This window comes from Mesorhizobium sp. WSM2240 (assembly GCF_040438645.1).
Lineage (GTDB): Bacteria > Pseudomonadota > Alphaproteobacteria > Rhizobiales > Rhizobiaceae > Allomesorhizobium.
In genome coordinates this window covers 4595126-4606964 of sequence record NZ_CP159253.1, presented here as the reverse complement: position 1 = coordinate 4606964, position 11839 = coordinate 4595126, and the positions used below count along the sequence as shown (strand labels likewise).

General features: G+C 63.8%; 12 protein-coding genes and 1 tRNA gene. 5 read left to right on the top strand and 8 right to left on the bottom strand.

From position 1 onward, the window contains the following. Positions 1-127 precede the first annotated feature (127 nt). The gene (locus ABVK50_RS22785; RefSeq protein WP_353644421.1) at positions 128-400 is read left to right on the top strand and encodes a DUF4164 domain-containing protein; all 273 of its coding nucleotides are present in this window, start codon (positions 128-130) and stop codon (positions 398-400) included. A 4-nt stretch (positions 401-404) separates the two neighbouring features. After that, positions 405-812 (top strand): cell division protein ZapA, encoded by a 408-nt coding sequence (locus ABVK50_RS22780; RefSeq protein WP_353644422.1) that lies wholly within the window; start codon positions 405-407, stop codon positions 810-812. A 123-nt stretch (positions 813-935) separates the two neighbouring features. Here the strand turns inward: ABVK50_RS22780 and rpoH are convergent, their stop codons facing one another. Together rpoH and ABVK50_RS22770 are read right to left on the bottom strand one after the other, a co-directional pair. Continuing rightward, complete coding sequence (gene rpoH / locus ABVK50_RS22775; RefSeq protein ID WP_353644423.1) at positions 936-1847, bottom strand: RNA polymerase sigma factor RpoH; 912 nt, start codon at positions 1845-1847, stop codon at positions 936-938. A gap of 185 nt (positions 1848-2032) precedes the next feature. Then, positions 2033-3061, bottom strand: a complete 1029-nt coding sequence (locus ABVK50_RS22770) for an RluA family pseudouridine synthase (RefSeq protein ID WP_353644424.1) — start codon at positions 3059-3061, stop codon at positions 2033-2035. Between the two features lie 27 nt (positions 3062-3088). On the opposite strand from ABVK50_RS22770, the gene ABVK50_RS22765 reads away from it, so the two are divergent. The 3 genes from ABVK50_RS22765 to ABVK50_RS22755 all read left to right on the top strand — a co-directional run bounded on the left by ABVK50_RS22765 (position 3089) and on the right by ABVK50_RS22755 (position 4198). Continuing rightward, on the top strand, positions 3089-3478 hold the full coding sequence (locus ABVK50_RS22765; RefSeq protein ID WP_353644425.1) for a fimbrial protein: 390 nt from the start codon (positions 3089-3091) through the stop codon (positions 3476-3478). A gap of 7 nt (positions 3479-3485) precedes the next feature. Beyond that, positions 3486-3887, top strand: a complete 402-nt coding sequence (locus ABVK50_RS22760) for a VOC family protein (RefSeq protein WP_353644426.1) — start codon at positions 3486-3488, stop codon at positions 3885-3887. Positions 3888-4123: 236 nt separating this feature from the next. Then, a tRNA-Glu gene (locus ABVK50_RS22755) sits at positions 4124-4198 on the top strand. Between the two features lie 662 nt (positions 4199-4860). Here ABVK50_RS22755 and ABVK50_RS22750 read toward each other — a convergent pair. The 6 genes from ABVK50_RS22750 to ABVK50_RS22725 all read right to left on the bottom strand — a co-directional run bounded on the left by ABVK50_RS22750 (position 4861) and on the right by ABVK50_RS22725 (position 11799). Then, entirely contained in the window at positions 4861-6372 is a 1512-nt protein-coding gene (locus tag ABVK50_RS22750) for an ATP-binding protein (RefSeq protein WP_353644427.1), read from the bottom strand. 212 nt (positions 6373-6584) lie between these two features. Continuing rightward, on the bottom strand, positions 6585-7334 hold the full coding sequence (locus ABVK50_RS22745) for an ABC transporter ATP-binding protein (protein WP_353644428.1): 750 nt from the start codon (positions 7332-7334) through the stop codon (positions 6585-6587). Next, positions 7331-8164: an ABC transporter ATP-binding protein gene (locus ABVK50_RS22740; protein ID WP_353644429.1), complete on the bottom strand. Its 834-nt coding sequence runs from the start codon at positions 8162-8164 to the stop codon at positions 7331-7333. Before ABVK50_RS22740 ends, ABVK50_RS22745 begins: the two co-directional genes overlap by 4 nt. Beyond that, positions 8161-9078: a nickel transporter permease gene (nikC, locus tag ABVK50_RS22735; RefSeq protein ID WP_353644430.1), complete on the bottom strand. Its 918-nt coding sequence runs from the start codon at positions 9076-9078 to the stop codon at positions 8161-8163. The genes ABVK50_RS22740 and nikC overlap by 4 nt, the downstream gene beginning before the upstream one ends. After that, positions 9075-10130 carry an ABC transporter permease gene (locus ABVK50_RS22730; protein WP_353645843.1) on the bottom strand — a complete coding sequence of 352 codons (1056 nt, stop codon included), beginning with the start codon at positions 10128-10130 and terminating at the stop codon, positions 9075-9077. The genes nikC and ABVK50_RS22730 overlap by 4 nt, the downstream gene beginning before the upstream one ends. A 28-nt stretch (positions 10131-10158) precedes the next feature. Next, on the bottom strand, positions 10159-11799 hold the full coding sequence (locus ABVK50_RS22725; protein WP_353645844.1) for an ABC transporter substrate-binding protein: 1641 nt from the start codon (positions 11797-11799) through the stop codon (positions 10159-10161). Between the last annotated feature and the right edge of the window lie 40 nt (positions 11800-11839).

Here is an 11839-nt window from a genome sequence, read left to right as displayed (position 1 = left end):
GTTGCGCGATAGCAGGGGACAGCCCGAATCAGTTTGTTGACGGCTGCTTCACACGACGCCTAATGTTTCGGGTATAAATCGTTCTGAACGCGGACGATTCGGTGATGGGCGGGGTTGGACAGGAGCCATGACCGGGGAAACGACGCTCAAGGAAGTCATAAGCCGGCTCGGCAAGGCGATCGACGCGCTGGAACACGGCGTCGCGGCCCGCCTCGAACACGAGCAGGATTATTCCGAAGCCGAAGCCGAAGTGCAGCGCATGAACGCCGACCGCAGCCGGCTCGCGCAGGAACTCGATAATTCCGAGGCCCGCGCCGAAAGGCTGGAGGAGGCCAATAAGGAAGTTTCCAGGCGGCTCGTAACCGCCATGGAAACCATCCGCGCGGTTCTGGACAGGTGATCAGATGGCGCAAGTGACAGTCACCATCGACGGAAAAGCCTACCGCATGGCCTGTGACGAAGGCCAGGAAGAGCATCTGATCGACCTCGCCCAGCGCTTCGACCGCTACGTCTCGCATCTGAAGGATTCCTTCGGCGAGATCGGCGACCAGCGGCTGACCGTGATGGCTGGCATCATGGTCATGGACGAGCTTGCGGAACTGCAGAAGCGCGTCAAGGGCATGGAGAGCGAGATCATGACGCTCCGCAAGACGCGCGACGACGCGCTGATCAAAGCCGACAAGAACGACGCGGCGCTGACCGGCGCGCTAAGCGGCCTTGCGCAGCGCATGGAGGACCTGGCGCTGAAGCTGGCTGTGCGGAAGGAGCAGGGCGAGGCTTCAAATTGGGGCGGTGGCGAAGCGGGCGGGTAGCGCCAAACGCGTTCTCAACTCCTCGCCTGGTGGGAGAAGGGAGAGCGCAACGTTGTATGCCCAAACAAAAAACCGCGCCGGCAGCGCCGACGCGGTTTGATTTAGTCCCTGGAACCGAAGGCTTTACGCCGCCGGCTGCGCCTCGATGGTGCGCAGGGCCTGCGCCTGGCGCTTAGCCGCGGCTTTCACCGCGTCCTGCACCTTCTCGAACGCCCGCACCTCGATCTGGCGGACGCGCTCGCGGCTGATGTCGAACTCGCCCGACAACTCCTCGAGCGTCAGCGGCTCTTCCGACAGGCGGCGGGCCTCAAAGATGCGCTTTTCGCGATCATTGAGGACCGACATGGCGCCGGCCAGCATGGAGCGGCGGTTTTCCAGCTCGTCCTGCTCGATCAGAATGGTCTCGGCGCTGTCATGGTCGTCGACCAGCCAGTCCTGCCATTCGCCGGATTCGCCTTCGGTGGCGCGGATTGGCGCATTGAGCGAAGCGTCGCCCGACAGCCTGCGGTTCATCGAGATGACCTCGGCCTCGCTGACGTTCAGCCGGGTCGCGATCTCGGTGATCTGCTCGGGCTTCAGGTCGCCCTCGTCCAGCGCCTGGATCTTGCCCTTCACCTTGCGCAGGTTGAAAAACAGACGCTTCTGGTTGGCGGTGGTGCCCATCTTGACGAGGCTCCACGAACGCAGGATGTATTCCTGGATCGAGGCCTTGATCCACCACATGGCGTAGGTCGCCAGCCGGAAGCCGCGCTCCGGTTCGAATTTCTTGACAGCCTGCATCAGGCCGACATTACCCTCGGAAATGACCTCGCCGATCGGCAGCCCATAGCCGCGATAGCCCATGGCGATCTTGGCCACGAGACGCAGATGGCTGGTCACGAGCTTGTGCGCCGCACCTGTATCCTCATGCTCCTGATACCGCTTGGCGAGCATGTACTCTTCCTGCGGCTGAAGCATCGGAAAACGGCGGATTTCTTCCAGATAGCGGCTGAGGCCGCCTTCCCCGGAAACAATGCTTGGTAGTGTCTGGGCCATAAAGCACCCTCCTCTTTAAAATCTGCCCCCTGAACAAGGCGGGCATATGGCGCGGTGGCATTGTCGCCCGTCCGCGACAAACACTCTTATATAGGAACAAAACCGGAAAATCCAGCATTTGTTCAACCTTAAACAGAGTGTCACGCCAAAGTGAACAATGCGAGTCAGGTTTTCTCAACCAAGGTTCAGAGATTCCGAAAGCCGGCGACGAGTTCCTCCATGTCGGCCGGCAGCGGCGCCTCGAAGCGCATAAGCTTGCCCGAAACCGGATGGCGGAAGGCCAGCAGATACGCATGCAGCGCCTGGCGGGGGAAGGCGTTGACCTGCGATTTGAGCGGTTCGGGCAGGCGGTTCGCCTTGCTGCGAAAGGCAGCGCCATAGTCGGGATCGCCGATTACCGGATGACCGATATGGGCCATATGCACGCGGATCTGGTGCGTGCGGCCGGTTTCCAGGCGGCACTCGGCCAGGGCTGCCCTGGCGAATTCCTCCTGCTTTTCGCCGAAGCGCTCCAGCACGGCGTAGTGGGTTACGGCGTGGCGGGCGTCGTCGCGGCCTTCCGGAACCACGGCCCGCCTGGTCCTGTCGGAGGCGCGGCCGAGCGGCGCGTCGATCGTGCCCTTCCTGCGCTGGGGAATATTCCAGACCAGCGCCATATAAGCGCGTTCCAAGTCGCCGGCGCGCCCATGATCGGCAAAGGCCTCGGACAGCGCCTGGTGCGCGCGGTCGGTCTTGGCGACCACCATGACGCCTGACGTGTCCTTGTCGAGGCGATGCACGATGCCCGGCCTTTTCACGCCCCCTATGCCCGACAGGCTGTCGCCGCAATGATGGACCAGCGCGTTGACCAGCGTGCCGGTCCAGTTGCCGGCGCCGGGATGGACGACGAGGCCGGGCGGCTTGTTGAGCACGATCAGTTGGTCGTCCTCGAAAAGTATGTCGAGCGGGATGTCTTCGCCGGCCGGTTCCGCGAGCTCCGGCTCGGGCAGTTCCAGCGCCACGGCATCGCCCGAAAACATCTTGCGCTTGGGCTCGTTCACCACCGCTCCGCCGACGCGAACCGCGCCCTGCTTTATCAAGGCCTGGACGCGGTTGCGCGAAAAATCCGGCCCAAGCGCTGCCGCGAGCCACTGGTCAAGCCGCAGCCCTGCGGCGTCGGGGCCGGCCGTCAGCCCTTTCAATGCAGCGCCGGCTTCGCTATCAGGGTCGCTCATCGCAGACAATTCCAGGTTTTTCCCACTATGGCGCGGCCGACGATTGACGATAACGAGGAAAAGCCGCTCGACCCGGCCGTCGAGAAGGTGCGCCGCAAGCTTGTCCGCTTTGTCGCGATCAATCTCGGCCTGCTGTTCCTGGCCCTTATGGCGGTGCTGGCGGCGATTGTCTACAAAACCGGCGCGCCGAGCGAGGTGGCGACCGTGGGCAACAACGAGGCGGTGCCGGCTCCCGCTGAAGGCGCCATGATGGCAGGCGACATTGCGCTTCCTGCGGGCGCGAGGCTCGTTTCGCATTCGCTGTCGGGAAGCCGCATCACGCTGGATGCCGAGCTTACGGGCGGCGGGCGGGCGATTTTCCTCTACGACATCGCCGAGAAGCGTATCATCGGCCGCTTCGACCTCAAATCCGAGTGAGCGGAACGTGCCTGAAAACGCGCGCAGGATAACCACGGTTGCGCTGGTCGTGGCCGATTACGACGAGGCCATTGCCTGGTACACGCAGAAGCTTGGCTTCCGCCTCATCCAGGACGTGGACCTCGGCGGCGGCAAGCGCTGGGTAACCGTCGGTCCGGCCGGGAGCGCCGGCGCGCAGCTGCTGCTTGCCCGAGCCGACGGTGACAAGCAGCGCTCGCATGTGGGCGACCAGACCGGCGGCCGGGTTTTCTTGTTCCTCGAAACCGACGATTTCTCCCGCGACCACGAAGCCATGTTGGCGCGAGGCGTCGAATTTCGGGAAGAACCGCGCCGCGAGGCCTATGGAACGGTCGCGGTATTCGCCGATCTCTACGGCAATCTCTGGGATCTGATCGAGCCGCGCAGATGAGGCATGAGGCCGCTCTGAGGCGTGCTGATATTCAGGTGAGGCCGGCCTGCAAACGCCGGCTTTCTGCGCTTCCGGTGCTCACGTACCTGAACGTACGCTCCGCTCCGGTTCTCGAAATCCACCGTTTTCGGCTCGGCCTGACCTGAATCTCAACACACCCGAAAACCGAACCACCAAGGTATCGCGAATCGCGGTTGCATTTTTTCGGCGGCCGGACTATACGCCCGGAACTGTCAGCGCCCATCGTCTAGCGGTCAGGACGGCGCCCTCTCACGGCGCAAACAGGGGTTCGATTCCCCTTGGGCGTACCAGATTTTCGCGACCTATGGGCTATTCGGGCGATGCCGTCATCCAGCGGCTACGCAAGCGGTGAAATCGGTGCCAGGCTCCCTTCAGACAATACGGTTCGAAATAGCGCGGCTGGCGGCAGTCGTGCTGGCCTGCTGTGCTCTTGCGGCGGCGTCCGCCTGCACGCGAACCTCGGACGGCTCCATCGAATTAAACAGGCTGGAGCTCGCTCAGCCCAGGATGCCGAACCTGTTCAAGCTCCGGCTCCCCGGTTCGCGAGCGCCGCAACCGGCGCCGGTGCAAACCGCCGCGGCACAATTTCCGAGCAGGCCGCCGGCGCCGCAGCAAATTTCCCGCACCGAGCCTGCGCCGGCAAAGGCGCGCCCGCGCCCGCGGCGCGCAACGGCTGCGCCACAGCCGGCGGTGAGCAGCAAGCCCGCGACCAGCGCCGAGCCGAAAAAGCCGCTGGTCTGCCGGAACGACACTCAAGCGGCTGGCCGTATACGCATCGTGTGCGAGTAAGTTCAGAGAACGCGAAAAAAGCCGCCTCGGGGGGAAGGCGGCTTTTTTATGCTACAACAGGCTGGTGGAGGGGATCCTGATGCCTGCTGCATCGCTACAACCGGTGCGCACGAAAAAGGTTCCGGCCGACTTTAAAAATTTCGTCAGCATATTTTTCGGCTGACTATTCTGCCGCAAGTTGCTCGTCCATGGCCGCGTCAGGCCGGTTCGGATCGCCGGGCGCGGTCTCGCAGCCGAGATCGGGAAAAGCTGCAACGCGGTTGCCGCGAAAGTCCGTGCGCAGCACCAGGAGCCCGCGTTCCTCGAAATAGGTCAGGAGCCGCCGCGCGCGCCTTGCCGAATGGCTACCATAGGCGCGCGCCAGCTCGGCATCGGAGGGGCAGGGGGCGGACGTGACCGCGGCCTGCGCGACGAGCAGGAACACGCCCTGTACGTCGTCGGGAACGCTCTCCGACATCGCCAGCGCCTGCTGCCAGGCCTCGCCGGACGCGGTCTTCTGGTCGACGCCGGCGCGGGCCACCGCCAACCGTCGCCGGAAGGCCGGCAGCGCCAGAGGCTCGCCCGGTACCCGACGTATGCGACAGCGCACCAGAAAATCCTGGTAGAGCACGGCGTCGGAGCGGAACGAGGCGTCGGCGTCCTCCAGGATTTCGCGCAGCACGCTCTCCACCAGCGCCTCGTGCTCGGCCTCGTCGATCGCCGGGAATTGCGGTTCTGCCGGCGATTCTGTCTGGGGTTTCGGACGCGACAACTGGGCAAGGATGTCGGCCGTGGGCGTCGGCGTTGGTGGCGGCGGAGGGCGGCGGACGATCGGCCGACGCTCCTCGGGGCCGGGCGTGAAGATCAATTCGCTCGCATCTTCCGGCGCGTCGGGCAATGGCGTCAGCTTCGGGCTCGACGAACGTGGCGCGGTCTCAACCGCGCCGATGGTGATGGGCAGAGGCCGGCGTGACATTGCCGGGCCGAGCGCCACGAAATGCCCGCGGCCGAGGTCGCGGAACATCTCGGCCTGACGTCGTTCCATGCCAAGCAAATCGGCGGCGCGCGCCATGTCGATGTCGAGGAAGGTGCGCCCCATCAGGAAATTCGAAGCTTCGGCGGCGACGTTCTTTGCCAGCTTGGCCAGCCGCTGCGTGGCGATCACGCCGGCCAATCCACGCTTGCGGCCGCGGCACATCAGGTTGGTCATGGCGCCAAGCGAGAGTTTTCGCGCGTCGTCGCTGACTTCTCCGGCCACCGCCGGCGCAAAGAGCTGCGCCTCATCGACCACCACCAGGACCGGATACCAGTAGTCGCGGTCGGCGTCGAACAGACCGCCGAGAAAGGCGGCGGCGGCGCGCATCTGCTGCTCGACATCGAGGCCTTCTAGGTTGAGCACCACCGAAACGCGATGCTGGCGTATGCGTGCGGCGATGCGGGTGAGCTCGGCCTCTGTGCGCGCGGCGTCGACCACGACATGGCCGAATTTTTCCGCCAGCGTGACGAAGTCGCCTTCCGGATCGATAACGCATTGCTGCACCCAAGGCGCGCTCTGTTCGAGCAGGCGGCGCAGAAGATGCGACTTGCCGGAGCCGGAATTGCCCTGAACGAGGAGACGCGTCGCCAGCAATTCCTCGAGATCGAGCGTCGCCGCCGTCCCCGAGGAGGTGGCTCCCATGTCGATGCCGACTTTCATGCGGTTTTTCCGGTCGTCATTATCACTGTCATGCGCCCTGGCCGAGACTCGGCGGCCTGAAATTGCCGCCCTGCTTAGCATCCGGCAGCTCCGATGTGTGTTACCAGAAGGGCAAAACCCACAGATGAAACGACTTTTTGCGCTAGGGTAGTCGGAGCAGCTCCGGGCTGGAGAAGCTGCCCGTGCCCTGCAGGCAGGTGACGGCTATTCCTTTATGCGGTGCGCCGAAAGCCCTCGCTGGCGACCAGGAGGTTGCGCGTATAATCCTTGGTAACCCGGCGCGCCGAAAGATCGGGCGCAGACAAACGCTCGACCTCCTCGCCGTCCTGCATGACCATCAGCCGGTCGCACATATGGGTAATCACGGCGAGGTCGTGGCTGACCATCACGAAGGTCAGGCGGCGGTCGCGGCGAACCTGTTCCAGGAGGTTCAGCACCTCCGCCTGCACCGAGGCGTCGAGCGCCGAAGTCGGCTCGTCGAGAAGCAGGATCGACGGTTCGAGGATCAGCGCGCGGGCGATCGCGACGCGCTGGCGCTGCCCGCCGGAAAGCTGGTGCGAATAGCGGAAGCGGAAGCCCGAACCCAGGCCGACTTCGTCCAGGGCGCGGATGATGCGCGGCTCGATGTCCTTGAAGCCGTGGATGACAAGCGGTTCGAGCAGCAGCCGGTCGACGGTCTGGCGCGGATGCAGCGAGCCGTAGGGATCCTGAAACACCATCTGGACCTGGCGGTAAAACGCCTTGTCGCGCCGGTCGCCGAGCTTTGCGCCATTGATGGTGATCGTGCCGCCGGTTACCGGCGCGAGGCCGGCGACGGCGCGCAAAAGCGTCGATTTTCCCGAGCCGGATTCGCCGACAAGGCCGAAGGATTCGCCCGCAGCGACATCGAGGCTAACGCCTTTCAGCGCCCGGAAATGATCGTAGGCGACCTCGAGCCGTTCGATGGTCAGCGCCGAATTCATAGCGCCCACTCCGGCTGGCGGTCGAGGACCGGCAATGGATGGCGGCCGGCGCCGATCTCGGGCATGCAGTTCAGGAGCCCACGCGTATAGGGATGCTCGGCATTGGCGAGTTCGGTCGCGGGCAGTTCCTCGACGATCCTGCCGGCATACATGACGATGACGCGGTCGCAGAAGGACGACACCAGGCGCAGATCGTGCGAGATGAAGATCAGCCCCATGCCGCGCTCGCGCACCAGCCGGTCGAGGATGCCGAGAATGTCGAGCTGGACCGTCACGTCGAGCGCCGATGTCGGCTCATCGGCAATCAGCAATTCGGGGCCGGCGATCAGCATCATGGCGATCATGGCGCGCTGGCCCATGCCGCCGGAAACCTCGTGCGGGTAGAGATCGTAGACGCGCTTAGCATCCCTGATCTGCACGGCTTCCAGCATGGCGAGCGCACGGTCGCGCGCCTCGGCCTTGCCCACATCCTCATGTGTCCGCAAGGTCTCGACGATCTGCCGGCCGATGCTCATCACCGGGTTCAGCGAGTATTTCGGATCCTGCAGTATCATGGCGATGCGGTTGCCGCGCAGGTCGCGACGCAGTTGCGGCGGCGCGTTCAGGAGGTCGATGCCGTCGAACTCGAGCCTGTCCGCGGAAATCAACGCGTTGGGCGGCGTCAGTCCCATGATAGCGCGGCCGGTCTGCGACTTTCCCGAGCCGGATTCGCCGACGATACCCAGCCGCTCGCGGCCAAGCGAGAAGGAGATGCCGCGCACCGCCTCGATCATTCCGGTGCGCGTCGGGAAGCTGACGCTCAGCTTCTCAACGTCCAGCAGTGTGCTCATTGGCCGCCGCCTCGCGGGTCAAGCGCGTCGCGCAGGCCGTCGCCAAGCAGATTGAAGCCGAGGCTGACGATCAGGATCGCCGCGCCAGGCGCAGCCGCCACCCACCACTGGTCGAGGATGAAGCGGCGGCCCGACGCGATCATCGCGCCCCACTCCGGCAGCGGCGGCTGTGCGCCGAGGCCGAGAAAGCCGAGGCCGGCGGCCGTCAGGATGATGCCCGCCATATCGAGCGTCACGCGCACGATCAGCGAGGAGATGCAAAGCGGCATGATGTGGAGGATGACGATGCGCATCGGCGAGGCGCCCATCAGCCGGACCGCGGCGATGTAGTCGGAATTGCGCACCGTCATCGTTTCGGCGCGCGCAATGCGGGCATAGGGTGGCCACGAGGTGATGGCGATGGCCAGCACCGCGTTCTCGATGCCAGGCCCGAGTGCTGCGACGAAGGCCAGCGCCAGTATCAACTTGGGAAAGGCGAGGAAGATGTCGGTGATGCGCATCAGGATTGCATCGGTCCAGCCGCCTGCATAGCCGGCGACGGTGCCGACCAGGAGCCCGATGGGCGCGGCGATGATCGCCACCAGCACGACGACGAACAGAGTGATCCGTGAGCCGTAGATGATGCGAGAAAGGATGTCGCGGCCTAGATCGTCGGTGCCGAACCAGTGTTCGGCGCTGGGCGGCTGCAGGCGCGAGCCGCGCAGATCGCCGATGACCGGCGAATAGGGGGAGATCACGTCGGCGAGGGCGGCGATGACCAGTAGCGCCAGGATGATGCCGAGCCCGGCCAGCGCCAGCCGGTTGGCCGAAAAGCGCCGCCAGGTCACGTAGGCGCGGCCGAGCCTCGCCTGCATGCGCGACTGCGGCCGCTCGCTGAGCAGCCATTCGCGGCGTGTCATGGTGGCAAGGCTCATGCGTTTCGCGTCCTTGGGTCGAGCGTGCGGTAGAGCAGGTCGGACAACAGATTGATGCCGATGAACACCGAGCCGATGATGATCGTGCCGCCAAGAACTGCGTTCATATCGGCGTTCTGCAGCGAATTGGTGATGTAAAGGCCGAGGCCGGGCCAAGCGAACACCGTCTCCGTCAGCACCGAGCCTTCTAGCAGCCCGGCATAGGAGAGCGCGATCACGGTGACCAGCGGCACAGCGGCGTTGCGCAGCGCGTGCGCCCAGATGATCCGCGTCTCCGACAGGCCTTTTGCGCGCGCGGCAACGATATACTCCTGGCTGAGTTCGTTCAGCATGAAGGAGCGCGTCATGCGGCTGATATAGGCCAGCGAAAAATAGCCGAGCAGCGAGGCCGGCAGGATGATGTGGGCGAAGATGTCGCGGAAAGCCGGCCAGTCGCGCATTAGTATGGCGTCGAGAAGATAGAAGCCGGTCACCGGCGTGAAGGTGAACTCGTAGACCACGTCTATGCGGCCAGGACCCGCCGTCCAGCCGAGACGCGCATAAAAGACGAGCAGGGCCAGCAGGCCGAGCCAGAAGATCGGCACGGAATAGCCGATCAGCCCGATGACGCGAACGATCTGGTCGACGAGGCTGCCTCGCTTGACCGCGGCGAGCACGCCCAGCGGGACGCCGATGAAAGCGCCAATCAGGGTGCCGAGCGTGGCGAGTTCCACGGTTGCCGGAAAGACGCGGCGAATATCCTCCATGACTGGGTTGGTGGTCAGCACCGACGTGCCGAAATTCCCGGTCAGAGCGTTCTTCACATAGAGGAAGAACTGCTCGTAGAGAGGCAGGTCGAGACCGTATTGCTTGCGCGCCTGCTCGATAACGCTGGCCGGCGCGCGGTCGCCGACGATCGCCAGCACCGGGTCGATCGGAATCACGCGGCCGATGAAGAACGTGACCGCGAGCAATCCGAGATAGGTGATAACGACGATCAGCGCGAAGCGCGCGATCAACCGGATCGTGGTGGAGGCGCCGCGGCCCGGCCGCCGCGCCTCCACTCTTTCGATGCTGCTCAAGAAACCGATCCTTTCGGGATCAGTTCTTGCTCACCGGTGCGACGAAGTTGGTGTCGAATGTCGGCCCGAGCTTGTAGCCCTGCACGTTGGAGCGCAGCCCGGCGACTTCGGTCTGCTGGAAGATAATCACGAACGGGCTGGTGTCCAGGAACGTCTGCTGCAGCTCCTTGTACATTTCGGCGCGTTTGGCGTTGTCACGTTCGAGCAGGGCCTCCTTGGTCTTGGCGGTCAGTTCCGGAACATCCCACGCATTGCGCCAGGCCAGCGTCTTGTTGGGCGAATCGTCGGCATTGTTGGGATTGCTGGTGAAAGTCTCGGCATTGGAATGCGGATCCCAATAATCGACGCCCCACTGGCCGATATAGATGTCGTGGTTGCGGGCGCGGTATTTGGTCAGGGTCTGCTTGCCGTCGCCGGGGATGATCTCCAGCTTGATGCCGGCCTCGCCGACGGTCTGCTGGATGGACTCGGCGATGCCGGTCACCGGCTGCGCGCTACGCACGTCCATGGTGACCGAGAAACCGTCCTTCAGGCCCGCCTTCTCAAGCAGCTCCTTGCCCTTGGCAACGTCGAAGGTGAACGGGTTTTCGTCGACCGCGCCGAGCACGCCCTTGGGCAGGAAATTCTGGTGGATCTCGCCGATGCCCTTGATCAGCTGCTCGCCGATCGCCTGGTAGTCGACCAGATATTTGAACGCCTGGCGCACTTCCGGCTTGGCCAGGTTCTCGTTCTTCTGATTGAGGCTGATGTAATAGACCGTTCCTTTTGGCGCGGCCGTCGTCGTGATGTCCGCGTTTGCCGACAACCCGGCGAGATCGTTGGGCTCAAGGTTGCGGGCGACGTCTATGTCGCCTTTTTCGAGCAGCAGGCGTTGGGTGGCGCTTTCCTTGACGTGCCGGTAGATCACCCGCGCCAGGTTGGCCTTTTCGCCGTAGTAGTTCTCGTTTGCTTCCAGAACGACAACTTCGTTGGCGCGCCATTCACGGAGCTTGTACGGGCCGGAGCCGGCATAATTGGTCTTCAGCCAGCCGTTTCCGAAATCGTTGTCGAACTTGTAATCGTCCGAAGGCGTCACGGACTCGATATGCTCCATAACCAGTTTTTTGTCGACGACCGAGGCGACGGTGGCGGTCAGGCAGTTCAGCACAAAGCTCGGTGCATAGGCCTGATCGACTGTGAAGACGAAGGTCGATGCGTCGACTGCCTTGGCCTTTTCAGTGACGTTGTCGCCGGTCAGACCGAATTGCTGCAGGATGAAGGCTGGGCTCTTGTTGAGCTTGACGGCGCGCTCGAAAGACCAGGCAACATCCTCGGCGGTGATCGGGTTGCCGGACGCGAATTTCAGGTCCGGCTTGAGCTTGAAGGTGTAGGTCAGGCCGTCGTCGGAAACCTCCCAGCTTTCCGCCACGCCGCCGACCACTTTGGTGGTGTCGTTGATGTCGAGGCGCACCAGCATGTCATAAGTGTTGCCGGTGATCTCGCCGGCGCTGATTTCGAAAGCCTCGCCGGGATCCATCGTGATGATGTCGTCAATCGCCCAGGCGAGGACCAGCGTGTCGGCCGGTGTTGCGGCATGTGCAGGAGCGCCTGCGAAAACCAGCGCCGAAAGCGCAGCACCTGCGAGGAGAACGCGAAAGCGTCCGTTGATCTTTCCCATCATCATTTTGGCTGTTCCCTGTTTTTGTTGACGAGTTTGTCTT

Excerpts from the sequence above, each read along its gene's own strand:
- ABVK50_RS22740 (WP_353644429.1), bottom strand. The coding sequence starts at position 8,164 with ATGAGCACACTGCTGGACGTTGAGAAGCTGAGCGTCAGCTTCCCGACG.
- ABVK50_RS22745 (WP_353644428.1), bottom strand. The coding sequence starts at position 7,334 with ATGAATTCGGCGCTGACCATCGAACGGCTCGAGGTCGCCTACGATCAT.
- rpoH (WP_353644423.1), bottom strand. The coding sequence starts at position 1,847 with ATGGCCCAGACACTACCAAGCATTGTTTCCGGGGAAGGCGGCCTCAGC.
- nikC (WP_353644430.1), bottom strand. The coding sequence starts at position 9,078 with ATGAGCCTTGCCACCATGACACGCCGCGAATGGCTGCTCAGCGAGCGG.
- ABVK50_RS22750 (WP_353644427.1), bottom strand. The coding sequence starts at position 6,372 with ATGAAAGTCGGCATCGACATGGGAGCCACCTCCTCGGGGACGGCGGCG.
- ABVK50_RS22780 (WP_353644422.1), top strand. The coding sequence starts at position 405 with ATGGCGCAAGTGACAGTCACCATCGACGGAAAAGCCTACCGCATGGCC.
- ABVK50_RS22770 (WP_353644424.1), bottom strand. The coding sequence starts at position 3,061 with ATGAGCGACCCTGATAGCGAAGCCGGCGCTGCATTGAAAGGGCTGACG.
- ABVK50_RS22785 (WP_353644421.1), top strand. The coding sequence starts at position 128 with ATGACCGGGGAAACGACGCTCAAGGAAGTCATAAGCCGGCTCGGCAAG.
- ABVK50_RS22725 (WP_353645844.1), bottom strand. The coding sequence starts at position 11,799 with ATGATGGGAAAGATCAACGGACGCTTTCGCGTTCTCCTCGCAGGTGCT.
- ABVK50_RS22765 (WP_353644425.1), top strand. The coding sequence starts at position 3,089 with ATGGCGCGGCCGACGATTGACGATAACGAGGAAAAGCCGCTCGACCCG.